This window comes from Caballeronia sp. LZ024 (assembly GCF_031451455.1).
GTDB lineage: Bacteria > Pseudomonadota > Gammaproteobacteria > Burkholderiales > Burkholderiaceae > Caballeronia > Caballeronia telluris.
This window is the reverse complement of record NZ_JARUXL010000003.1, coordinates 929,873-951,228: the sequence shown is the minus strand read 5'-3', so window position 1 is coordinate 951,228 and position 21,356 is coordinate 929,873. Positions and strand designations below refer to the sequence as shown.

23 protein-coding genes are annotated in these 21,356 nt (G+C 65.5%); 16 read left to right on the top strand and 7 right to left on the bottom strand.

The window, feature by feature from the left end:
• Positions 1-26: 26 nt before the first annotated feature.
• Together QCE48_RS21855 and rpoD are read left to right on the top strand one after the other, a co-directional pair.
• Positions 27-713 (top strand): glutathione S-transferase N-terminal domain-containing protein, encoded by a 687-nt coding sequence (locus tag QCE48_RS21855; RefSeq protein WP_309784055.1) that lies wholly within the window; start codon positions 27-29, stop codon positions 711-713.
• Positions 714-1,058: 345 nt separating this feature from the next.
• Positions 1,059-3,071, top strand: a complete 2,013-nt coding sequence (rpoD, locus tag QCE48_RS21850; protein ID WP_309784054.1) for an RNA polymerase sigma factor RpoD — start codon at positions 1,059-1,061, stop codon at positions 3,069-3,071.
• Between the two features lie 142 nt (positions 3,072-3,213).
• Here the strand turns inward: rpoD and QCE48_RS21845 are convergent, their stop codons facing one another.
• From QCE48_RS21845 to QCE48_RS21835, 3 genes are all read right to left on the bottom strand, one after another.
• Positions 3,214-3,570 (bottom strand): hypothetical protein, encoded by a 357-nt coding sequence (locus QCE48_RS21845; protein ID WP_309784053.1) that lies wholly within the window; start codon positions 3,568-3,570, stop codon positions 3,214-3,216.
• A 319-nt stretch (positions 3,571-3,889) separates the two neighbouring features.
• A complete protein-coding gene (locus QCE48_RS21840) occupies positions 3,890-4,138 on the bottom strand; it encodes a hypothetical protein (protein ID WP_309784052.1) in 249 nt (82 codons plus the stop codon).
• A gap of 62 nt (positions 4,139-4,200) precedes the next feature.
• The gene (locus tag QCE48_RS21835) at positions 4,201-4,905 is read right to left on the bottom strand and encodes a glutathione binding-like protein (RefSeq protein ID WP_309784051.1); all 705 of its coding nucleotides are present in this window, start codon (positions 4,903-4,905) and stop codon (positions 4,201-4,203) included.
• A gap of 212 nt (positions 4,906-5,117) precedes the next feature.
• On the opposite strand from QCE48_RS21835, the gene phnC reads away from it, so the two are divergent.
• The 3 genes from phnC to phnE are packed head-to-tail and all read left to right on the top strand — an operon-like array spanning position 5,118 to position 7,831.
• Complete coding sequence (gene phnC, locus QCE48_RS21830) at positions 5,118-6,020, top strand: phosphonate ABC transporter ATP-binding protein (RefSeq protein WP_309784050.1); 903 nt, start codon at positions 5,118-5,120, stop codon at positions 6,018-6,020.
• Positions 6,021-6,053: 33 nt separating this feature from the next.
• Positions 6,054-7,025 (top strand): phosphonate ABC transporter substrate-binding protein, encoded by a 972-nt coding sequence (gene phnD, locus QCE48_RS21825; protein ID WP_309784049.1) that lies wholly within the window; start codon positions 6,054-6,056, stop codon positions 7,023-7,025.
• Entirely contained in the window at positions 7,025-7,831 is an 807-nt protein-coding gene (gene phnE, locus QCE48_RS21820; RefSeq protein WP_404982395.1) for a phosphonate ABC transporter, permease protein PhnE, read from the top strand. The genes phnD and phnE overlap by 1 nt, the downstream gene beginning before the upstream one ends.
• Positions 7,832-7,849: 18 nt before the next feature.
• On the opposite strand, the gene phnN is transcribed toward phnE, so the two are convergent.
• Genes phnN through phnF form a run of 3 tightly spaced genes read right to left on the bottom strand, consistent with a single transcriptional unit; the run spans position 7,850 to position 9,902 of the window.
• The gene (gene phnN / locus QCE48_RS21815) at positions 7,850-8,404 is read right to left on the bottom strand and encodes a phosphonate metabolism protein/1,5-bisphosphokinase (PRPP-forming) PhnN (protein WP_309784048.1); all 555 of its coding nucleotides are present in this window, start codon (positions 8,402-8,404) and stop codon (positions 7,850-7,852) included.
• Positions 8,401-9,147 (bottom strand): DUF1045 domain-containing protein, encoded by a 747-nt coding sequence (locus QCE48_RS21810; RefSeq protein ID WP_309784047.1) that lies wholly within the window; start codon positions 9,145-9,147, stop codon positions 8,401-8,403. The genes phnN and QCE48_RS21810 overlap by 4 nt, the downstream gene beginning before the upstream one ends.
• Positions 9,144-9,902, bottom strand: a complete 759-nt coding sequence (gene phnF / locus QCE48_RS21805) for a phosphonate metabolism transcriptional regulator PhnF (RefSeq protein ID WP_309784046.1) — start codon at positions 9,900-9,902, stop codon at positions 9,144-9,146. Before phnF ends, QCE48_RS21810 begins: the two co-directional genes overlap by 4 nt.
• 198 nt (positions 9,903-10,100) lie before the next feature.
• Here phnF and phnG point away from each other — a divergent pair, with 198 nt between their 5' ends.
• The 9 genes from phnG to QCE48_RS21760 all read left to right on the top strand — a co-directional run bounded on the left by phnG (position 10,101) and on the right by QCE48_RS21760 (position 17,454).
• Positions 10,101-10,589, top strand: coding sequence for a phosphonate C-P lyase system protein PhnG (phnG, locus tag QCE48_RS21800; RefSeq protein WP_309784045.1), 489 nt, complete (start codon positions 10,101-10,103; stop codon positions 10,587-10,589).
• Positions 10,590-10,633: 44 nt separating this feature from the next.
• Positions 10,634-11,239, top strand: coding sequence for a phosphonate C-P lyase system protein PhnH (phnH, locus tag QCE48_RS21795; protein ID WP_309784044.1), 606 nt, complete (start codon positions 10,634-10,636; stop codon positions 11,237-11,239).
• Positions 11,239-12,336 carry a carbon-phosphorus lyase complex subunit PhnI gene (locus QCE48_RS21790; RefSeq protein ID WP_309784043.1) on the top strand — a complete coding sequence of 366 codons (1,098 nt, stop codon included), beginning with the start codon at positions 11,239-11,241 and terminating at the stop codon, positions 12,334-12,336. Before phnH ends, QCE48_RS21790 begins: the two co-directional genes overlap by 1 nt.
• Entirely contained in the window at positions 12,333-13,199 is an 867-nt protein-coding gene (locus QCE48_RS21785; protein ID WP_309784042.1) for an alpha-D-ribose 1-methylphosphonate 5-phosphate C-P-lyase PhnJ, read from the top strand. The genes QCE48_RS21790 and QCE48_RS21785 overlap by 4 nt, the downstream gene beginning before the upstream one ends.
• Positions 13,196-13,966: a phosphonate C-P lyase system protein PhnK gene (gene phnK / locus QCE48_RS21780; protein ID WP_309784041.1), complete on the top strand. Its 771-nt coding sequence runs from the start codon at positions 13,196-13,198 to the stop codon at positions 13,964-13,966. The genes QCE48_RS21785 and phnK overlap by 4 nt, the downstream gene beginning before the upstream one ends.
• A 10-nt stretch (positions 13,967-13,976) precedes the next feature.
• Positions 13,977-14,762 carry a phosphonate C-P lyase system protein PhnL gene (phnL, locus tag QCE48_RS21775; protein WP_309784040.1) on the top strand — a complete coding sequence of 262 codons (786 nt, stop codon included), beginning with the start codon at positions 13,977-13,979 and terminating at the stop codon, positions 14,760-14,762.
• Positions 14,756-15,886 (top strand): alpha-D-ribose 1-methylphosphonate 5-triphosphate diphosphatase, encoded by a 1,131-nt coding sequence (locus QCE48_RS21770; protein WP_309784039.1) that lies wholly within the window; start codon positions 14,756-14,758, stop codon positions 15,884-15,886. The genes phnL and QCE48_RS21770 overlap by 7 nt, the downstream gene beginning before the upstream one ends.
• 270 nt (positions 15,887-16,156) lie before the next feature.
• Entirely contained in the window at positions 16,157-16,594 is a 438-nt protein-coding gene (locus tag QCE48_RS21765) for a hypothetical protein (protein ID WP_309784038.1), read from the top strand.
• A gap of 83 nt (positions 16,595-16,677) precedes the next feature.
• Positions 16,678-17,454: an SDR family oxidoreductase gene (locus tag QCE48_RS21760; RefSeq protein ID WP_309784037.1), complete on the top strand. Its 777-nt coding sequence runs from the start codon at positions 16,678-16,680 to the stop codon at positions 17,452-17,454.
• Between the two features lie 9 nt (positions 17,455-17,463).
• Here the strand turns inward: QCE48_RS21760 and QCE48_RS21755 are convergent, their stop codons facing one another.
• Positions 17,464-17,694 carry a hypothetical protein gene (locus tag QCE48_RS21755; protein WP_309784036.1) on the bottom strand — a complete coding sequence of 77 codons (231 nt, stop codon included), beginning with the start codon at positions 17,692-17,694 and terminating at the stop codon, positions 17,464-17,466.
• A 238-nt stretch (positions 17,695-17,932) separates the two neighbouring features.
• On the opposite strand from QCE48_RS21755, the gene QCE48_RS21750 reads away from it, so the two are divergent.
• The gene (locus tag QCE48_RS21750; protein ID WP_309784035.1) at positions 17,933-19,933 is read left to right on the top strand and encodes a sigma-54-dependent Fis family transcriptional regulator; all 2,001 of its coding nucleotides are present in this window, start codon (positions 17,933-17,935) and stop codon (positions 19,931-19,933) included.
• A 343-nt stretch (positions 19,934-20,276) separates the two neighbouring features.
• Positions 20,277-21,341, top strand: coding sequence for an NAD(+)/NADH kinase (locus tag QCE48_RS21745; protein WP_309784034.1), 1,065 nt, complete (start codon positions 20,277-20,279; stop codon positions 21,339-21,341).
• Positions 21,342-21,356: the final 15 nt, after the last annotated feature.

The window sequence follows — 21,356 nt, the reverse complement described above, 5'->3', positions numbered from 1 at the left end:
CGCAAGACCAACCCCAGAGCGACCACATGATGAAGTTCTACTACCACCCGTCGCCGAATCCGGCGAAAGTCGCGCTGATGCTCGAGGAAACCGGCTTGCGGTACGAGCTCGTGCCCGTCGACACGCGTAAGGGCGAGCAGCACGCCGCCGCCTTCACAGCGATCAACCCGAACGCGAAGACTCCGGCACTCGTTGACGGCGAAGCGGTGGTTTTCGACAGCAACGCGATTCTGCTTTATCTTGCCGAGAAAACGGGTCGCTTTCTCGCGGTTGATATTCCTGAGCAACGCGCGCAGATGTATTCCTGGCTGATGTTCGTCGCGACGGGGATCGGTCCCTATTCGGGCCAGGCCGTTCACTTCAAGCACTTCGCGCCTGCGCCGAAGGAATACGCGGTGAATCGGTACGATTTCGAAGCATGGCGTCACTGGAACATACTTGATGCAAGGCTCGCCCGGCAGCCCTATATGCTGGGTGACGACTACACCATCGTCGATATGGCGGTGTGGGGTTGGGCCCGCGTCGTGCCGTTCGTTCTCGGCGCCGACGCCTGTGACAAATTGCCCTACGTAAAGCGTCTTTTCGACGAAATCAACCTCCGCCCGGCGGCCGTTCGTGCCGAAGCACTTCGTACGGCGCATCAGTTCAAGACCGAGATGGACGAGGCCGCTCGCCGTGAGTTGTTCCCGCAAAACGCGCGATTAGATGCGTAGCCTTTCAAGTAGCTCGGAGGCCGGATCAAATAGCCCGGTAAGTTCGCCCGCCCGGCGCACTGGATTAACTTTTTACTTGCTGCGACGCAGCAACTGTTGCTATAATTAAAGGTTGCGCGTTTTTGCGTATGGTTTCAAACCGGCTCGCCCGATTGCGCGGGCCGCGTTCTTTGCTCGTTGCGATCCTGGAAGTCGAGGGGCGCCTCGCGCCGTGATGTCGGCGCAAGAGGCGTGACGTCTGTAGCAGTTGCCCGCGCCAGTGCGTGGGGCGGCTGCGAGAGGCGGCGCCCAGCCCCCACAGCCGATGGTCTCGTCATCGCCGAGCAAACCTGTCGAGGAGAAAGTATGGCAAGTTTTGATCGGGAAGATTCAGGGCTGGAAGTCGTCGTGTCCGCGCGGAAAACACCGGCCCGGCGCGCTTCGAAAGGGAAGGCCGCCGCCGCCCTTCCGGTGCTGGACGCAGCGTCCACCGCACTGCAGGACGAAGAGCGGCAGCGTCAGATGCGCGCGCTCATTCAATTGGGGAAAGAGCGCGGCTACCTGACGCACGCGGAAATCAACGATCACTTGCCCGACAATTTCGCGCAGACCGCTGCGATCGAAACGATTGTCAGCACGTTCAATGACATGGGCGTGGCAGTCTACGAACAGGCACCCGACGCCGAAACGTTGCTCCTGAACGATGCCGCGCCGGCCGCCGTGTCGGACGATCAGGCCGACGAGGAAGCCGAAGTCGCGTTGTCGACGGTCGACTCCGAATTCGGTCGCACGACCGACCCGGTGCGCATGTACATGCGCGAAATGGGCGCAACCGAACTCCTCACGCGCGCGGGCGAAATCGCGATCGCGAAGCGTATCGAAGACGGCCTCCACGAAATGATTCAGGCGATCGCCGCGTGCCCGTCGACCGTTGCAACGCTGCTTGCCAACGCGGCACAGGTCGAATCGGGCGAAATGCGCATCGACGAACTCGTCGACGGCCTGAACGAGCAGGGTGACGAAGAAGAACTGTCGGCAGCCGATTCGACGCCGAGCGCCGAGATCGACACCGACGCGTCCGACAGCGACGACTCTGACAGCGACAGCGATGACAGCGACCTCGAAGGCGCCGATTCGGGCAAGGCAAACGAAGCGCGCCTGAAGCAGCTGACGAGCGACAGTCTCGCGATCTTCGCGCGCGTTCGCGAACTCTTCGAGCAAATGCCGGCCGCAAACGCCACGCCGGAAAAGGGCGCCGCCGCGTTCGCCCGCGTGCGCGAAGAAATTCAGCGCGAACTCGCGCCGATCCGCTTCACCGCGCGCACGATCGACCGCCTGTGTGCCGACGTGCAGCAGCAAGTCGCGCAGGTGCGTGCCGTCGAGCGTCGCATTCTCCAGATCGCTGTGGACCGTTGCGGCATGCCGCGCGAGAAATTCGTCGAATCGTTCCCGGGTCACGAGACCGATCTGAACTGGACCACGAAGGCCGCGTCGGCGACGGGCTCGCGCGAATACGGCGCGTCGCTCGAACGCAGTCTGCCCGCGATCCAGGCGGAACAGCAAAAGCTGATCGACATCGAGGCGAGCGTCTCGCTGCCGCTTCAGCAACTGAAAAAGATCAACCGTCAGATGACGGCCGCCGAAGCGAAGATGCGTCAGGCGAAGCGCGAAATGATCGAGGCGAATCTGCGTCTCGTGATTTCGATCGCGAAGAAGTACGTGAACCGCGGCATGCAGTTCCTCGACCTGATTCAGGAAGGCAACATCGGTCTGATGAAGGCCGTCGACAAGTTCGAGTACCGGCGCGGCTGGAAGTTTTCGACTTACGCGACGTGGTGGGTTCGTCAGGCGGTCACGCGTTCGCTCGCCGATCAGGCGCGCACGATCCGCGTGCCGGTGCACATGATCGAGACGATCAACAAGCTCAACCGCATCTCGCGCGAAATCCTGCAGCAAACCGGGCAGGAAGCGCATCCGGCCGTGCTGGCCGAGCGCATGGAAATGCCGGAAGAGAAGATTCGCGGCATCCTGAAGATCGCGAAGCAGCCGGTGTCGCTCGAAACGCCGGTCGGCGAGGATGCGGACGCTACGCTCGGCGACATGATCGAGGATTCGAGCGCGGCATCGCCGGCGGATGCCGCCGTGCACGCGAACATGCGCGCCGCTATCGACGACGCGCTCAACGCGCTGTCGCCGCGCGAGGCGAAAGTGCTGCGCATGCGTTTCGGTATCGATACGGCGTCGGATTACACGCTCGAAGAACTCGGCAAGCAATTCGACGTGACGCGCGAGCGTATCCGCCAGATCGAAAGCAAGGCGATGCGCAAGCTCATGCATCCGAGCCGCGCCGACAAGCTGCGTCCCTTCCTCGATCGTTGATTTACGCTGGCGCGCAGGACGCGGCGCCAGTGTCAGCAGTCTCCCGCTCGTGAGCCGACCCGGCGCTCACGAGCGTTTCTCCCCGATTCAAATCCCGTTTTCGTCGCGCGCTAAAAAGCGCGCGGTGGACCGGCACGTCCTGTCATTCCAGCATTTTGCGGTCGACGTTGCTCGACACCGTGGGCGTCGAGCATGACTCGAGCGCCGTGATCGCCTTTTTCGCGAGCGCCATGGTTTCGTCGCAAGCGGGACGGTCGCGGAAAATCGCGCATCCGCCGCCTGCGTTCACCTTCGACAACGCCCGTCGCACGCGATCGAGCGCGGCGTTCGCTGATCCGGCGTCGGAAATGAGCGCTGCGATGTTGAACGCGCTTCCGGAAGCCGTTTCCACCCAGTTCGGGCACGCGGCTTCCGCCTGCGCCAACCCGGAGAACACGAGCGCGAAGAGACCGGCGAACCAGAACCAGTGATGCCGCGAATCAGGGGAAAAGGGTTTCATGATCATCCCCGCTACGAGAGTGCAGTGGCGCCTGCCGATCAAGTTCGCGCGGGCGCGCCGCGAAGCCCGGCGAACTGGCTAAGTACCAGCAAACCGCGTGACCGCAAGCGACATGAACGCCAATGGGCACCGCGATCACCGTGGATGTTGTCCACAGTTCCTGTTGGCAAGCTTGTGGATATCCTGCCTGAGAGTTCGCCAAGGCACTGATGCGAAAGAAGTTTCGCCGCACGAACGATCGGTTGGCAGCAACGCGGAGCCGCGTGTCGGACGAAGCGATTCGATACAAGCATGCATCCATGCAACCCACGGTAGCGATTCAAAAAGAGCGACGCAAGCGCGAACGCGACATCGGTAGGTGCGCAACACCGGCACGTTTCTGACCGATGCCGAGGTCGAGGCCGCATTTCCGGCCTTGCCAAAACAGGTGCACGAACACTTCACGCCGGACTTCGTGCGCAAGAAGGGGAAGCCCGCGCCGCGCAGTGGGTGGCTCACCATTCACGACGATGCAAATCGGGCGGGAGCGCTCAGTGATCACGATGTGAAGGCGCAGCGTCGCATCCATAGACGCGCCCGACAGCGGTGTTCTCACGATGACAACGCGATTCAACGCATCGCGCGACGCGCTCAGTTGCGTGTCGGAATATCGAGCGCCCGCACGACGGCCGGCCGCGCGAGAAACGCGTCGAGCACGCGCGTGACGTTCGGAAACCCGGCGATGCCGACCAGTTCGCCCGCCTCATAGAAGCCGCCGAGATTGCGCACCCACGGAAAGACGGCCATGTCGGCGATGGTGTAGTCGTCGCCCATGATCCACTCGCGGCCGACGAGACGCTGTTCGAGCACATTGAGCAGCCGCTTCGATTCCGCGACGTAGCGGTCGCGCGGGCGCTTGTCCTCGTAGTCCTTGCCGGCGAACTTGTGAAAGAAGCCGACCTGCCCGAACATCGGGCCGATGCCGCCCATCTGGAACATCAGCCACTGGATCGTCTCGTAGCGGCGCGCGACCTCCTGCGGCATGAACTGGCCGGTCTTGTCGGCGAGATAGATCAGGATCGCGCCCGATTCGAAGAGCGCCAGCGGCTTGCCGTCGGGGCCATCGGGATCGAGGATCGCAGGAATCTTGTTGTTCGGGCTCACCGACAAAAACTCGGGCGTCATCTGATCGTTCGCGTCGAAGCGCACCAGATGCGGCTCGTAGGGCAGGCCAGTTTCTTCAAGCATCGCCGATACCTTGACGCCGTTCGGCGTCGGCAGCGAATAGAGCTGGAGAACCTCGGGTTGCAGGGCAGGCCACTTCTTCGTGACAAGAAAGTCGGAAAGATCGTTCATCGGGTCCTCGGGCTATGAAGGGCGTGCGGCATGTCGTGCGTGCCGCAAGGTCGTCCAATATAAACACTCCGGCCGCGCTTGTCTTTTCGCGCGTTCGCCGTGCGCGACACATGTATTCATCTAGACGTCTCGCCAGCGTCACCGGCACGTCATCTTGCGTTCCTAGAATCTCCCGAAGTTTCAACGCGTTTAGACGCCATTTCGAGGAAATCATGGATGCAATTCGCATCGAGCGTCTTTCGAAGACGTTCGGCAATGGCCGCAAGGCACTCGACGCCATCGACCTGAAAGTGGGCGTGGGCGAAATGGTCGCGCTGATCGGCGCATCGGGCTCGGGCAAGTCGACGCTGCTGCGCCATATCGCGGGCTTTACCGCGCCCGATCTCGAGCCGTCGCACATCACGCTCCTCGGGCGGCCGATCCAGCAGAACGGCCGGATCGTGCGCGAAGTGCGACGCATCCGGCGCGACGTCGCGTTCGTGTTCCAGCAGTTCAATCTCGTCGGGCGGCTCAGCGTGCGGACCAACGTGCTGATCGGCGCGCTCTCGCGCGTGCCGCTGTGGCGGCGTCTCACCGGGCGCTTTCCGGCGGTCGAACGCGAACTCGCGATGCAGTCGCTTGCGGCGATGGGGATCGGCGAGCACGCGAACGAGCGCGCGAGCACGCTCTCGGGCGGCCAGCAGCAACGCGCCGCGCTGGCGCGGGCGCTGGTTCAACGCGCGCGCATCGTGCTCGCCGACGAGCCGATCGCGTCGCTCGATCCCGAGTCGTCGCGTCGCGTGATGGACCTGCTGCGCTCGCTCAACGAGGACCACGGGCTGACGGTCGTCGTGTCGCTGCATCAGATCGATGTCGCGATGAAGTATTGCGCGCGCACGGTTGCGTTGCGCGACGGCCGTGTCGTCTTCGACGGCCCGACCGAGCATCTGACGCCGGCCGTCTTGCGCGATTTGTACGGCGCGGCGGCGGACGAACTGCTGACCGATGCCGAAGCCGCCGCGCGCGACGCCGCCTGGGAAAGCGCGCGCCGCGCGGAGCGCGTTCAATCGCGCAGCCATGAGGCGTCCGCGCATTCCGCCGCGTTCGCCTCGGCGGCCTCGGCCGCCAGTTCCTGATTCGATTTCCGCCTTCTCACAGGACCTCATCCCATGAAAACGTTCCGCCATTTCCTCGCCGGCGCGGCGCTTGCCGCTTCGTTCGTCTCGCATGCCGCCTACGCCGAGACGCTCAACTTCGGCATCATCTCCACGGATTCCTCGTCGGCGCTCAAGCAACGCTGGCAACCGCTCATCGACGACCTCAACAAGCAGACCGGACTCGACGTCAAGGCGTTCTTCGCGACCGACTACGCGGGCATCATCGAAGCGATGCGCTTCAACAAGGTACAGATCGGCTTCTTCGGCAACGCGTCGGCGATTGAAGCCGTCGATCGTTCGGATGGCGAAGTATTCGCGAAGGTGAAGTACAAGAGCGGCGAGGCAGGCTACTATTCGCTCCTGATCACGAACGTGAACAGCAAGTGGAAGAGCGTCGATCAGGTGCTGAAAAACAGCCGCGACATCAATCTCGGTTTCGGCGATCCGAACTCGACGTCAGGCACGCTCGTCCCGTCGTACTACCTGCTGGCGAAGAACGGGCTGTCCGCGAAGACATCGTTCAAGAGCGTGCTGCCGTCGAGCCATGAAGCGAACATGCTCGCGGTGGTCAACGACAAGATCGATGTCGCGACCAACAATACCGACATGCTCGACACGCTTAAGGCGCAGCACCCGGACCGGTACAAGGAAGTGCGCGTGCTGTGGAAGTCGCCGCTGATTCCTTCGGACCCGCTCGTGTGGCGCCGCGACTTGCCGCAGTCGACCAAGGACAAGCTGCGCAGCTTCTTCGATCATTACGCCGAGAAGGACCCGCGCGAGCAGGCGATCATGCATGCGATCTCGGGCTATTCGGGCTTCGCCGACTCGTCGGATGCGCAGCTCGTGCCGATTCGTCAGATGGCGCTGTTCCAGAAGAAGGAGCAGGTGCAGAACGACGCGCGCATGTCCGACGCCGATAAAAAGGCGCAACTCGCGGCGCTCGACCGGAAGCTCTCCGAACTCGACATCGTGGCGGCCAAGTGATGAATCCCGTCGATGCATCGCGGCTAGGGAATCCGTCAGCGGCTGGCGCAGGCAAGCGAAGCTGGGCGTCGATGCTCGGCTGGATCGCGCTCGTTGCGGTGCTCGGCCTGTCGTGGCAAAGCGCGGACATGCGCCCGCTCGATCTGCTACGCGATACCGGCAACATGGTGCGCTTCGGCCGCGACTTCTTCCCGCCCGACTTCACCGAATGGCGCGTGTACCTGCACGAGATGATCGTGACGCTCGCGGTCGCCATCTGGGGCACGGCGCTCGCGCTCGTGTGCGCCGTGCCCTGCGGGCTGCTTTCGGCGCAGAACATCGCGCCCGTGTGGATCGCGCAGCCCGTGCGCCGCATGATGGACGCGTGCCGCGCGATCAACGAGATGGTGTTCGCGATGCTCTTCATCGTCGCGGTCGGGCTCGGGCCGTTCGCCGGCGTGCTCGCGCTGTGGGTCCACACGACCGGCGTGCTCGCGAAACTCTTCGCCGAAGCGGTCGAAGCCATCGACGCCCGGCCCGCCGAAGGCGTGCGCGCGACCGGCGCGAGCAGTCTCGATGAGATCGTCTACGGCGTGCTGCCGCAAGTCATGCCGCTGTGGATTTCTTTCGCGCTGTATCGCTTCGAATCGAACGTGCGCTCGGCGATGGTGGTGGGCATGGTGGGCGCGGGCGGCATCGGCGTGGTGCTGTACGAGGCGATCCGCTCGTTCAACTACGCGCAGACCGCGGCCGTGATGCTGATGGTGATCGTCATCGTCTCGCTGATCGATCTCGGCTCCGCGTGGGTGCGGGAGCGCGTCATCTGACGCGGCGAAGGGCGGCGTTCATTGCGCCGCGCCGATCGTCTCCAGCAGCCGGCGACCCGCGTCCGCGAGCAGGCCCGAGTTGTCGATCGTGATGAAATGCGCTGCGTCGGGCAGCACGAGGGAAGGGCGTCTCGCGAGCCGCGCCTCGATCTGGCGCGCGTCCTCGCGTCCGCGCCGGGCGAGCCGCGCGGCAAGCACGGAAGGACTCGCGTCGATCTGCACGAACTGCGCGCCCGGATAACGCGCGAGCGCCGCGTGGGCATGCTGACGCGAGCCGTTCACGACCACCGGCATGCCGCGTTCGAGCCACAGGTCGATTTCGATGCCCACGCCGTAGCGCAACCCGTGGCTTTCCCAATGCAACGCGAACAGTCCGCGCGCAAGGCGCATGGCGAATTCGTCGGGCGTGAGGGCGATGTGATTTTCGCCATCCGATACCGGGCGCGTGATGTATCGATGCGAAAACATCACGCGTGCGCCGATGCGCTCGCGTGCGAAGCCGAGCAGCGAGTCCTTGCCCGCGCCCGACGGGCCCATCACGTAGATCAACCGCGCGCCGTTTGCTTGGCTCATGCCGGGTCCTGTGAAGTGTCGAAGGGAAGGCGCTGCCATAACATGAAGGGCGCGCCCGGTTGCGGTTCTGCGAAGAGCGCGGCGCCATGCAGCGGCAGCGCGCCGAGAGTTTCGACGCGCTCCGTCCAGTGCGACGCGATGGCTTGCCGCGCGCGGGCGTCGTCGAGGGAATCGGATAGCGTCATGTGAAAGCGATATTCGTCGAGCACATACGGGTAGCCCCATTCGCGCAGCATGGCGATCTGCTGCGCGCTCATGCCCTCGACGATGCGGCGTTCGCGCTCGGCCTCGGACGGCATCGCCCGTAACGGACGAAGCGCGTGAAGCGCGCTGGCGGCGATGTCGCGCACGGCCTGGTCATCGTGCGTGGCCGAAGGACGCAGCGCGACGAAGCGGCCCATTTCGGCAGGCGCGACCGTCATCGAAAATGGCTCGATGCGGCTCGCCCATTCGCGCGCGGCCGCGAGCACGTCGAGCGGCGTCGCGCCTTCGGCGCACCGGAAGGGCGCGACGAGCGTCGCGTGCCAGCCGTAGCGACGCGGCGCGCGGGTCAGGCCGCGCACGTCGAGGCCGAGCGCCGCGAGTTCGGGCGGCGCCGGCGGATGGAACACGCGCGCGTTCTCCGGATCGCGCCCGAGCCACTCGCAGCCCGCGCGCCACCAGGGCGAGTTCGCAGGCGGCGCGTAATAGAGCGCGATGCGCGCGTTGGGGCCCACGACGGCGAGCCGGGCGACCTCGCTCATGCGTCGTGCTCGACCATCAGTTGCACGCGGTCGGCGGCGAAATGGGTGATGCCGTATTTGATCGGCACGCCGGTTTCGTCGACGTCGACGTTCTCGACCCACATCACCGGCTGCTGGCGATTGATCTGCAAACGCCGCGCGACCTCCGACGAAGGCAGCACGCTGCCGATGCGGCTCCACTTGCGCGTGTAGTCGACGACGCCGTATTCCGCCAGCGCCGCCGTGATGCCGCCTGTGGATTCGATCGTCGCGGGCAGGTCGGCGAAGCGCGCGGCCGGATACCAGTTGCGCGCATAGGTGATCGGCACGCCGTCGGAATCGTGGCGCGACTCGATCTGATAGACGAGCGCGCCCGTGAGGATGTTGAGCGCCTTGGCGACCGTCGGATCGGCCTTGGTTTTGTCGGCGGATAGCACGACGCCCGCGCTCGTATGATGCTGCTGTTGCAGGTTTTCGGTGAAGCGCGTGCGCTTGCCGATCCGGTAGTCGATCGCACCGGGCTGCACGAACGTGCCGCGCCCTTGCTCGACGCTGACGAGGCCCGTCGCCGCGAGCCGCAGCATCGCGCGGCGCACGGTATGACGGTTCACGTCGAAACGCCGCGCGAGTTCCGCCTCGCTCGGCAGGCGGCCTTCGTCGCCGAAGCCGTGCGCCGCGATTTCCGCCGAGAGTATCTGCTCGATCTGGCGCCAGACGGCGACGCCCGCGCCGCGCTCGACCCCTGTCCCTGGCGCCGCGTTTTCGTTGGATGTCATGTGGGTGTCATTCCTCTCGGTTTGAATAACGTCTTGCACATTGTAGTGCGCCACCCGTGATGAAAATATGAAACGGGCGCATGTCGGATGATCTACCTATCCGCATGTGGAAACGTCTAGACGACCAGATGAAACAAAGGGTATGGTAAACGAATTCGAACGCATGTTGAACCAGCGTCACCCACGACGAGGAAAGCGATGAAAACGTCTGCACAGCCGCCGCACGCGGCTGGCCGAATGGAGCGGCGCGAATGGATGGCGGTGCTGGCGCGCGCGCCGCGCGAGCAGTTGAAGGACGCGCTCGATGCCGCGCTCGAAGCGGCGCCGCCCGCGTTCGACTGGTTGCGCGCGCCGGAGATCGGGCTCGCGATGGTGCGCGGGCGCATCGGCGGAACGGGCGATGCGTTCAATCTCGGCGAAGTCACGGTGACGCGCGCGACGCTGCGTCTGCGCATGGAAGACGGCAGCGCGCCGGTTGGCTTCGCGGTGCACATGGGACGGGACAAGGAACGCGCGACACTCGCCGCGCTCGTCGACGCGCTGTTGCAGGTGCCCGCCTTGGAGGCGCGTCTGCGTGAGCGCGTGATCGCACCGCTTGCGGCGCGCGTCGCCGAACGCCGTGCTGACAAGGAGGCGCAGGCCGCCCGCACGAAGGTCGAATTTTTCACGATGGTGAGGGGAGACTGATGCACGCAGTCAATGGGACGAATCGAACGGATCGAACGGATCGCATGAGCATCGACATGGCGTCGCTGTTGCCGGGCTTTCGCGACGTCGTGCACGATTCGCAGGCGGTCTTTCGCGCGCTGCTCGACGCGCTTGCGCGGCCGGGCAGCATCGTGTCGATCGACGCGGCGCTCGGAGAAAACGCGTCGCGCGCCCGCGTTCAGCGGGCGGTGTTCGCGTCGTTGCTCGCACTCGCCGATTATTCGACGCCCGTGTATCTGCACGACGACGACCGCGCGCTTGGCGATGCCGTGCGCTTTCACACCGGCGCGCCGCTGACCGCCGATCGCGCGCAGGCGGTCTTCGCTTACCTGAACGACGCACGCACGATGCCGTCGCTCGATTCCTTCGCGGCCGGTGAACCGGAGTCGCCGGAAAGCGCGGCGACGCTCTTCATCCAGGTCGATTCGCTCGACGCAGGCAGGCCGCTCACGTGGCGCGGCCCGGGTATCCGCGAAGCGCGCACGGTCGCCATCGACGGCCTGCCGCCGCGCTTCTGGCACGAACGCGCCGCGCTCGCAGCGCTCTTTCCGTGCGGCATCGATTGCTACTTCGCCGCCGGCGGATCGCTCGTCGGATTGCCGCGCACGACTCACGTGGAGGTGGACTGATGTACGTCGCTGTCAAAGGCGGAGAACGGGCCATCGAGCGCTCGTGGGACTTGCTCGCCTCGAAGCGTCGCGGCGAACCGTCGGTGCCCGAACTCTCAGTCGCGCAGATTCGCGAGCAGTTGCGCCTCGCCGTCGCGCGCGTGATGAGCGAAGGCTCGGTCTACGACGAAGAACTCGCCGCGCTCGCGATCAAGCAGGCCGCGGGCGATCTGGTCGAAGCGATCTTCCTGTTGCGCGCCTATCGCACGACGCTGCCGCGTTTCGGCTACACGCTGCCGCTGGATACCGAGGCGATGTCCATCGAGCGGCGGATTTCCGCTGCGTTCAAGGACATTCCCGGCGGCCAGATGCTCGGCGGCACTTACGATTACACGCAGCGTCTGCTCGACTTCACGCTGCTCGCGCAAGGCGCCGATACGTCCCGCACCGAGCCGGCCGCTGCGGTTCAGATACAGGCAGAGCCCATGCCGCGCGTGCTCGCGATGCTCGACAAGGAAGGCCTGATCGAGCAGGAAGCGCCGTCGCCCGATGCAGCCGAACCCGGCGATCTCTCGCGCGAACCGCTGACGTTCCCCGTCGATCGCACGACTCGCCTGCAGAATCTCGCGCGCGCCGATGAGGGCTTCCTGCTCGCGATCGGCTATGCGACGCAGCGCGGCTATGCGCACAGCCATCCGTTCGCGGGGGAGATTCGCAACGGCGAAGTCGCGGTGGAGATTGACATCGACGAACTCGGCTTCGCGGTCGACATCGGCGATATCGAAGTGACCGAGTGCCAGATGATCAACCAGTTCGCGGGCAGCGGCGACGTGCCGCCGACGTTCACGCAAGGCTACGGGCTCGCGTTCGGCCACTCGGAGCGAAAAGCGATGGCGATGGCGCTCGTCGACCGCGCGCTGCGTGCGGAGGAACTCGGCGAGACGGTCGGATCGCCGACGCAGGACCCGGAATTCGTGCTGTATCACAGCGACAACGTCGAAGCGTCGGGTTTCGTGCAGCATCTGAAGTTGCCGCACTATGTCGATTTCCAGTCGGAGCTGGAGTTGCTGCGGCGCCTGCGCTCGGAACACAGCAAACATGAGGAGAAGGCAGCATGAACGCGCGCCAGAACGAACTGGCCGAAGGCTATAACTTCGCCTACCTCGACGAGCAGACCAAGCGCATGATCCGGCGCTCGCTTTTGAAGGCGGTCGCGGTGCCCGGCTACCAGGTGCCGTTCGCGTCGCGCGAAATGCCGCTGCCTTACGGCTGGGGCACGGGCGGGTTGCAGGTGACATCCGCGATCATCGGCCGCGACGATACGCTCAAGGTGATCGACCAGGGCTCCGACGAAACGACGAACGCGGTCAACATCCGGCGCTTCTTCGCGCGCACCGCAGGCGTGGCGACCACCACGCGCACCGCCGATGCCACCATCGTGCAGACGCGCCACCGCATTCCCGAGACGCCGCTCACCGACGCGCAGATCATCGTTTATCAGGTGCCGATGCCCGAGCCGCTCTACAAGCTCGAACCGCGCGTGATGGAGTGCCGCAAGCTGCACTCGCTCGCCGACTACGGTCTCATCAACGTGAAATACTATGAGGATATCGTGCAGCACGGCAGCATCGCGACGACCTACGATTACCCCGTGCTCGTCAACGACCGCTATCTGACATCGCCTTCGCCGATCCCCAAATTCGACAACCCGAAGATGCACATGAACCCCGCTTTGCAACTGTTCGGCGCGGGCCGCGAACGACGCATCTACGCGATCCCGCCGTACACGAAAGTGAAGAGCCTCGATTTCGAAGATCACCCGTTCAGCGTGCAGCACTGGGATCACGAATGCGCGCTGTGCGGCTCGCGTGAAAGCTTCCTCGATGAAATGATCGTCGACGATGCGGGCAAGCGCATGTTCGTCTGCTCCGACAGCGACTATTGCCACGGCCGCCGCGATGAAGTGGAGAGCAAGCCATGACACCGCTCCTCACCGCACGCGGCCTCACCAAACGCTACGACGGCCGTGGCGGCTGCATCGACATCGATCTCGATCTGTATCCCGGCGAAGTGCTGTGCATCGTCGGGGAATCGGGCTCGGGTAAATCCACGCTGCTCAACGCACTCGCGCTGCGCACGCCATCGCACGCGCGCACGCTGCGCTATCGCACCAAAGACGCGGAAACGCTCGACCTGATCGCGCTGCCCGAAGCGCGGCGGCGGCTTCTCTCGCGCACCGAATGGGGCTTCGTGCATCAGAACGCACGCGATGGACTGCGTCACGGCGTGTCGGCGGGCGCGAACATCGGCGAACCGCTGATGGCGATCGGCGCGCGCCACTACGGCAAGTTGCGCGAGACGGCATCGGACTGGATGACGCGCGTCGAACTCGACGCCGCGCGCATCGACGAACTGCCTTCCGCGTTCTCCGGCGGAATGCAGCAGCGCCTGCAGATCGCGCGCAATCTCGTCACCGGTCCGCGCCTCGTGTTCATGGACGAACCGACCGCCGGCCTCGACGTCTCCGTGCAGGCGCGTCTGCTCGACCTCTTGCGCACGCTCACGAGCAAGCTGCATCTCGCCGCGCTGATCGTGACGCACGATATCGGGGTGGCGCGTCTGCTCGCGCATCGGCTGATGGTGATGAAGGACGGCCGCGTGGTCGAGAGCGGCCTCACGGACCAAGTGCTCGACGATCCGCAACATCCCTATACGCAGACGCTGGTCGCGTCCGTGCTGCCCGTCTGAGGTGCGACGAATGAACGCCAATACCGATTTCTCACACGAACTCGCCTTCGCCGAAAACACGGCGCTGATGCTGCGCGCCCGCGACATCACCAAGCGCTTCACGCTCCATCAGCAGGGCGGCGTGCGCATCGCGGCGTTGCACGGCGTATCGCTCGACGTCTCGCGCGGCGAGTGCGTCGTGCTTGCCGGGCCTTCGGGCGCGGGCAAGAGCACGCTGCTGCGCTGCATGTACGGCAACTATCTCGCGACGAGCGGTTCCATCGCGATCCGCGACGACAGCCGTCCCGCGCATCATGTCTCGCTGACGGACGCCGCGCCGCACGACGTGATCCGCCTGCGCACGACGACGATGGGCTATGTCAGCCAGTTTTTGCGCGCGATCCCGCGCGTGTCGTCGCTCGATCTGGTGAGCGAGCCGCTGATCTCGCGCGGTGTCGGCGAAGAGGAGGCGCGCGCGCGTGCGTGCGCGCTGCTCGAACGGCTCAACGTACCCCGCCGGCTCTGGATGCTCGCGCCCGCGACGTTCTCCGGCGGCGAACAGCAGCGCGTGAATATCGCGCGCGGGCTGATCGCCGAGCAGCCGCTTTTGCTGCTCGACGAACCGACCGCTTCACTCGATGCGGAAAACCGCGACGTGGTCGCGGGCCTGATCGTCGAGGCGCGGGAGAAGGGCGCGGCGATCGTCGGCATCTTCCACGACGAGGACACGCGCGAGCGCGTCGCGACCCGAACCGTCAGGCTCGAAGCGCTGCCTGCGCAAGTCGAATACAACACCGGAGTCTTTCAGACATGCTGATCAGCAATGCGCGCATCGTGACGCGCGACGAAGAATTCATCGGCGTGGTGCGCATCGAGGATGGCCGCATCGCGGAGGTCGCGCCGGGCGGCACGTCGGCGCGCGACGCGGAGGACTGGAACGGCGATTACCTGCTGCCCGGACTCGTCGAGCTGCACACCGACAACATCGAAAAGCATCTCGCGCCGCGCCCCGGCGTGCTGTGGAATCACGAAGCGGCCATTCTGGTGCACGACGCGCAGGTGGCGGCGGCGGGCATCACGACCGTCTTCGATGCGCTCGGCATCGGCTCGCGCCAGGACAGCCTGCGCGAGCGCGACATCCAGACGAATTGCGCGCGGTCGATCGGCAGCTTCACGCAGCGCGGCTTGTTGCGCGCCGATCACTTCCTGCATCTGCGTTGCGAAGTGGCGACGCCCGATGTCGTCGAGATCTTCGACTCGTTGAGCGCGCATCCGCTCCTGCAACTCGCGTCGGTGATGGATCACACGCCGGGACAGCGACAGTGGCACGATCCGGTGCAGTGGCGCCGCTATCAGGAGCGCAACGGCAAGATGACCGACGAGCGCGCGAACCAGGTCGTCGAAACGCTCACCGCCGACCAGCGCCGCTTCGCCGCGCTGCATCGCGAGCAGATCGTCTCGCGTTGCAAGTCGCTCGGCGTGGCGCTCGCGAGCCATGACGACACGCTCGTTGAGCACGTCGAGGAAGCCGCGCGCGACGGCATCGTGCTCTCCGAATTTCCGACCACGCGCGCGGCGGCGCAAGCGGCGCACGCGCACGGCATCGCGACGATCATGGGCGCGCCGAACGTCGTGCGCGGCGGCTCGCATTCGGGCAACGTGTCGGCGCTCTCGCTCGCGCAGGAAGGATTGCTCGACATCCTGTCGTCGGATTACGTGCCGTCATCTCTCCTGATCGGCGCGTTCGAACTCGTCGAGAAGGCCGGCTGGACGCTGCCGCGCGCGATCGCGACGGTTTCGTCGGTGCCCGCGCGCGCAGCGGGCCTGACCGACCGCGGCGCCATCGCACCGGGACTGCGCGCTGACTTCGTGCGGGTGGTCGCCGCGGGTGCGTTGCCGGTGCCGCGAGCCACGTTCCGGCGCGGTGAGCGCGTGAGCTGACGACGTGTGAGCGGCGCGCCATGCGGCGTGTGCAATCCGGCTACGACGCCATTGCAAAAAGGGACTGAGGTTTGCCGTACAGACGTCGGGCCGGCAAACGCGGGAAGCTGAAGATACCCGCCCGGCTCGCGTCATCGGCAAACCGTCCGGGCGAGTCTCGCGCCAGGTCCCGGCGCCGTTTCCGTCGTTGTTCGATGATGGAAACTGGCGCGCTTATTGCATCGATCCTGACGCCTCGTTTCGTCAGAAAACGTTCGACGCATAGCCGCCATGAATCAGGGCCTCACTTTCCTCGCGGGCGCGCTCGTCGTGGCGACCTTCCCGGTTGCCGCCTACGGGCACGCGCTTGATCGTCCGCTCGACTGCAAGTCGAACGCGCACACGTTCATCGCACCGCTCGTCAGCGCGCAATTCATCGAAGCGACGCCGATGCGCGTCGAAGCAAACTCCGTCAATGCGTTCCGGCCGACGCGCGGCAGCGACCTCACCGCGTTCGGCTATCGCGTGTACGCGGTGCTCGGCTACGAGCGCGGCGACGCGATGTTCAAGCAGGGCACCGGTCAGCCGTTGACCGAGTCGGCGTATGGCGTCGTGGTGCAGGGCCCGGCCGAGACGGTCGAGGAGCGCGTGCGCGCGGCGGGCAGCGACGCCGTCGTGCATCAGGTGGTGCCGCTCGTGCTCACGGCCGTGTTCTGCGGCAAGCGGTAGAGGTCATCTGCGTGTGAAGCGCGCTCGGGTTTGGTAATGTCGGGTCTTTGGCACCACGGTGCGCACCCCTGGAGACTTCGGCAATGACTGACGCAAGCAACAAGAACCCACAAAACTCACGCATCGCAATCGTCACGGGCGCGGGCAGCGGCATCGGCCGGGCGGCGGCGCTCGCGCTGCTCGGCGACGGCTGGCGCGTCGCGCTCGTCGGGCGCCGGCCGGAACCGCTCGAAGCGGTCGTCGCCGAAGCGGCCGCAGAAGACCGCGCGGTCGCGTTTCCAACCGATGTCGCCGATCCGGACGCGGTCTCGCGTCTGTTCGCCTCCGTGGTCGAGCGCTTCGGCCGGCTCGATCTGCTGTTCAACAACGCCGGCGTCGGCAACCCGCCCGGCCCGTTCGAGGACTGGACGCCCGAGCAGTGGAAGGGCGTCGTCGACATCAATCTGAACGGCATGTTCTATTGCATCCAGAACGCGTTTCGCGTGATGCGCGCGCAGGACCCGATGGGCGGGCGCATCATCAACAATGGTTCGATTTCGGCGCACGCACCGCGTCCGAATTCGCTCGCCTACACGGCGACCAAGCACGCCGTCGCCGGACTGACGAAAACGGCTTCGCTCGACGGCCGCAAGTACGACATCGCGGTCGGCCAGATCGACGTCGGCAATGCGAAGACGGAACTGTCGCAGCGCATGGAGAAGGGCGTGCCGCAGGCGAACGGCGAGATCAAGCCCGAGCCGATGATGGATGTGCGCGTCGTCGGGCAGTCGGTGCTGTACATGGCAAATCTGCCGCTCGAAGCCAACGTGCTGTTTCACACGGTCATGGCGACCAAGATGCCGTTCGTCGGCCGGGGATGAGGCGCGTGCTTATTCCGTCTTGTACCAGACCCGGATGCCCGAATACCAGTGACTGACGCTGGTGTCGTCGCCGGCGCCGAACGTCGAGAGGCTCTCGACGTTCAGCACGTCGATGCCGTGCTCCGCGATCCACTGGTTCGCCCGCGCAACAAGCGCGGCGCCGTTCTCGTAGACGTTCCCCTTGATCAGGTGATGTTGCACCACCTGCCGCTCGAAGTCCTCGAACGCGATCTTCGTCATCGTTGTCTCCAGTTATCAGGCACGCATCGGCGATGACCCGAGTCTATCAAAGGCTTGGCGCGCTTTACGCATGCGAAAGCTTTCGCATGAATTAAACGCGTGCTGCGGTGCGGTAAGCCCCAAGTCTCGCGCACTCGGATACAGTAGGAGTCCGTTCCGGACGATGAATGCGGGCAACCGAGGCGCTCGACAGAAGCGCCCGCGCCGCGCCGGAAAAGGAGACACCAAGGAGAGCACGATGGACATGCGGCAACGCAAGCACATCGAGGCGGTCGTCGAAGCCACGACGCGCAATGCGCCGATGGTCGCGGCGCGCACGCACGAGGCGATCATCGAATCGTCGTGGCGGCGCTGCGTGCATCAGTACGGACTCGACCCGTCGCGGATGCAGGAGGCGCGCATCCTGCCGCAGACGCGGCTGCGCGAGCACCAGCAGCGCATCGACGACTTCGCGCGCATCGCCCGCCACGGCCTGCAGACGCTGTACAGCCAGGTGGCCGGTCTCGGCTACGTCGTGCTGCTGACCGACGCGCAAGGCGTGACCGTCGACTATCTCGGCGACGCCAACGCCGACGCGAGCCTGCGCCGCGCCGGCCTCTATCTCGGCGCGCAATGGAGCGAGAACGGCGCGGGCACCTGCGCGGTCGGCACCGCGCTCGCGACCGGTCAGGCGCTGACGGTCCATCAGGTCGATCACTTCGACGCCACGCACATTCCGCTCACCTGCACTGCCGCGCCGCTGTTCGATTCGCTCGGCAGCCTGACCGCGATCCTCGACATTTCCGCGCTGACCTCACCGCAGGCGCGCGACAGCCAGAGCCTCGCGCTGCAACTGGTGCGCATCTACGCGAGCCACATCGAGAACGCCAACTTCCTGCGCGCACACCGTCAGGACTGGATTCTCAAGCTGAACGCGGCGCCGGAATTCCTCGATGTCGATCCCGATTTCCTGATCGCGCTCGATGCGAGCGGACGCGTCGTCGGGCACAACCGGCGCGCGCACGAAATGTTGGCGGCCGAGCACGGCCTGCGCGACGCACCGCTGCCTTCGCTGATCGGCACGGCGTTCGAGACGCTGTTCGACGCGCGGCTCGACGACCTCGGGCGCTTCGTCTACTCGCGTCCGAGCGAACTGCGCGCGCTCCCACTCGCGAAGAGCGGCGCGCTCCTGTACTTAAGTGTGATGCCGCCCGCGCCGCTCTGGCAGCCGGGCGCGGCGTCCAAGGGCGGTGCGCCCGCTGCGCATGCCGCGAAGATTCCACCACCGCTCGCCGCGCTTTCGGGCGGCGATGCCGCGCTCGACCGTCAACTGGAACGCGCGGCGAAGCTCGTCGATTCGCCGATCAACCTGCTCATCAACGGCGAGACCGGCTCGGGCAAGGAATATTTCGCGAAGGCGCTGCATCAGTCGAGCGCGCGACGCGGCGGGCCGTTCGTCGCGGTCAACTGCGCGGCGATTCCGGAGACGCTGATCGAGAGCGAACTGTTCGGCCATCTGCCGAACAGTTTTTCGGGCGCGGGGCCGAAGGGCAAGCGCGGGCTGATCCAGGAAGCCGACGGCGGCACGCTTTTCCTCGACGAAATCGGCGACATGCCGCGCGAACTGCAGTCGCGCCTCTTGCGGGTGCTGGCGGAGGGCGAAGTGCTGGCGATCGGCGCGTCGCGGCCGGTGTCGGTCGACGTTCGCGTGATTTCCGCGACGCATCATCCGCTCGACGAACTGGTGAGCGGCGGACGTTTTCGCGAAGACCTCTACTACCGGCTGAACGGTGCGCGCTTCACGCTGCCGCCGCTGCGCGAGCGCAGCGACCTCGACTGGCTGATCCAGAAGCTTCTCGCAGAAGCGCCGGGCGGGAAGGTCGCACTTTCGCCATCGGCGCGCGACAGGCTGCATCGGCATCGTTGGCCGGGGAATCTGCGCGAACTGTGCAATGCGCTGCGCTATGCGCGCGCGGTGTGCTCGGACGGGCATATCGGCGTCGATGATCTGCCGGAGAACTTCGCTGATCCAGTGGCGCCGCCATTGCCGGCGGTCAACGTGCTGAGGGCGTCCGAGGCGGAGTTCGATTCGCACCTGCTGCCGCCCGAAGGCATGCTGCTGATGCAGTACTTGCGCGCGGCGAGCTGGAACTTGAGCGCGGTGGCGCGGCAGATCGGCGTGAGCCGGATGACGCTGTATCGACGCATGGCGCGGTTCGGGATTCGTTCGCCTAATCAGCGCGATGGTGGATCGCACTGACGCCGTTACGCCTGTACTCCTCCCGATACACCTGCCGCTGTGACACCTGTCACAGCGGCGTCTTCAGCAAGCCCGATTTCTTCGGGTAATCCCTCGACTTTCCCGCCATTGAGCGCCGATAAGCGATTGGCATACCCCTTGCCTTGTAAAGCCGCAAACAAAACCGCAACCAGTTGCATGGGACCAGAGTAGGCGCATGGGATCAGAGTAGGCGCATGGGATCAGAGTAGGCGCATGGGATCAGAGTAGGCGCTAAAGCGCCAACTCTGATCGACAGCGCCAACTCTGATCGACAGCGCCAACTTTGATCGACAGCGCCAACTCTGGTCGACAGGAGACACGCATGCGCAACCCCGCGCCGCTACGGCCGCCGCTCGTCGGCATCATCGCGAATCCGATTTCCGCGCGCGACATTCGTCGCGTGATCGCGAACGCGAGCAGCCTGCAACTCGCCGACCGCGTCAACATCGTCCTGCGGCTCCTGAGCGCGCTGGCGGCGTGCGGCATCGAGCGCGTCATGATGATGCCCGACCGCGAAGGCCTCAAGGTCATGCTCGAACGCCATCTGTCGCGACGTCAGGGTCCGGACGCCGCGCTCGCCGCCGTCGACTGGCTCGACATGCCCGTGACCGCCCGCGTCGACGATACCTTCCGCGCCGCGCAACTGATGCGCGAGGCGGGCGTCGCGGCCATCGTCGTGCTCGGCGGCGACGGCACGCATCGCGCGGTCGTGCGCGAGTGCGGCGCGGTGCCGGTCGCGGGCCTCTCGACCGGCACGAACAACGCCTTCCCCGAAATGCGTGAGCCGACCATTGCCGGACTCGCCGCCGGTCTCTATGCCGCGGGCCGCATCCCGTCGACCGACGCGCTCGTCCACAACAAGCGGCTCGACATCGAAATCCGCGACGCGCACGGCAACGTGCGCCGCGACATCGCGCTCGTCGATGCCGTCATCTCGCACGAGCATTTCATCGGCGCCCGCGCGTTGTGGAAGATCGACACGCTCGCCGCCGTCTACGTGTCCTACGCCGATCCGCAGGCGATCGGGCTCTCCGCGATCGCCGGACTCCTCGAACCCGTCGGACGCCACGATCCGGGCGGCCTCGCCGTCGAACTCGCCGCGCCGGGTGAAGGCGAATTCGATCTCTGCGCGCCGATCGCGCCCGGCCTGATGTGCGCCGTGCCGATCGCGAGCTGGCAGCGTCTTCGCGATGGCGTCGCGCAACGCGTGCGCCAGCGCTCCGGCATCGTCGCGCTCGACGGCGAACGCGAGCTGGCCTTCTCCGCGAGCGACGAAGTCACCGTCACGCTGCGCGAAGGCGCGTTCGCGAGCATCGACGTCGCTGCGTGCATGCGGTATGCCGCGCGCGCCGGACTGATGCGCCAGCTCGCGCGCGTTCAGTCGTAACCGTTTTTGTGCCCC

Excerpts from the sequence above, each read along its gene's own strand:
- phnN (WP_309784048.1), bottom strand. The coding sequence starts at position 8,404 with ATGAGCCAAGCAAACGGCGCGCGGTTGATCTACGTGATGGGCCCGTCG.
- QCE48_RS21855 (WP_309784055.1), top strand. The coding sequence starts at position 27 with ATGATGAAGTTCTACTACCACCCGTCGCCGAATCCGGCGAAAGTCGCG.
- QCE48_RS21845 (WP_309784053.1), bottom strand. The coding sequence starts at position 3,570 with ATGAAACCCTTTTCCCCTGATTCGCGGCATCACTGGTTCTGGTTCGCC.
- phnL (WP_309784040.1), top strand. The coding sequence starts at position 13,977 with ATGAACGCCAATACCGATTTCTCACACGAACTCGCCTTCGCCGAAAAC.
- phnE (WP_404982395.1), top strand. The coding sequence starts at position 7,025 with ATGAATCCCGTCGATGCATCGCGGCTAGGGAATCCGTCAGCGGCTGGC.
- rpoD (WP_309784054.1), top strand. The coding sequence starts at position 1,059 with ATGGCAAGTTTTGATCGGGAAGATTCAGGGCTGGAAGTCGTCGTGTCC.
- phnF (WP_309784046.1), bottom strand. The coding sequence starts at position 9,902 with ATGACATCCAACGAAAACGCGGCGCCAGGGACAGGGGTCGAGCGCGGC.
- QCE48_RS21760 (WP_309784037.1), top strand. The coding sequence starts at position 16,678 with ATGACTGACGCAAGCAACAAGAACCCACAAAACTCACGCATCGCAATC.
- phnK (WP_309784041.1), top strand. The coding sequence starts at position 13,196 with ATGACACCGCTCCTCACCGCACGCGGCCTCACCAAACGCTACGACGGC.
- QCE48_RS21835 (WP_309784051.1), bottom strand. The coding sequence starts at position 4,905 with ATGAACGATCTTTCCGACTTTCTTGTCACGAAGAAGTGGCCTGCCCTG.
- QCE48_RS21755 (WP_309784036.1), bottom strand. The coding sequence starts at position 17,694 with ATGACGAAGATCGCGTTCGAGGACTTCGAGCGGCAGGTGGTGCAACAT.
- QCE48_RS21840 (WP_309784052.1), bottom strand. The coding sequence starts at position 4,138 with ATGGATGCGACGCTGCGCCTTCACATCGTGATCACTGAGCGCTCCCGC.
- QCE48_RS21765 (WP_309784038.1), top strand. The coding sequence starts at position 16,157 with ATGAATCAGGGCCTCACTTTCCTCGCGGGCGCGCTCGTCGTGGCGACC.
- phnC (WP_309784050.1), top strand. The coding sequence starts at position 5,118 with ATGGATGCAATTCGCATCGAGCGTCTTTCGAAGACGTTCGGCAATGGC.
- QCE48_RS21770 (WP_309784039.1), top strand. The coding sequence starts at position 14,756 with ATGCTGATCAGCAATGCGCGCATCGTGACGCGCGACGAAGAATTCATC.
- QCE48_RS21810 (WP_309784047.1), bottom strand. The coding sequence starts at position 9,147 with ATGAGCGAGGTCGCCCGGCTCGCCGTCGTGGGCCCCAACGCGCGCATC.
- phnH (WP_309784044.1), top strand. The coding sequence starts at position 10,634 with ATGAGCATCGACATGGCGTCGCTGTTGCCGGGCTTTCGCGACGTCGTG.
- phnD (WP_309784049.1), top strand. The coding sequence starts at position 6,054 with ATGAAAACGTTCCGCCATTTCCTCGCCGGCGCGGCGCTTGCCGCTTCG.
- QCE48_RS21790 (WP_309784043.1), top strand. The coding sequence starts at position 11,239 with ATGTACGTCGCTGTCAAAGGCGGAGAACGGGCCATCGAGCGCTCGTGG.
- phnG (WP_309784045.1), top strand. The coding sequence starts at position 10,101 with ATGAAAACGTCTGCACAGCCGCCGCACGCGGCTGGCCGAATGGAGCGG.
- QCE48_RS21750 (WP_309784035.1), top strand. The coding sequence starts at position 17,933 with ATGGACATGCGGCAACGCAAGCACATCGAGGCGGTCGTCGAAGCCACG.
- QCE48_RS21745 (WP_309784034.1), top strand. The coding sequence starts at position 20,277 with ATGCGCAACCCCGCGCCGCTACGGCCGCCGCTCGTCGGCATCATCGCG.
- QCE48_RS21785 (WP_309784042.1), top strand. The coding sequence starts at position 12,333 with ATGAACGCGCGCCAGAACGAACTGGCCGAAGGCTATAACTTCGCCTAC.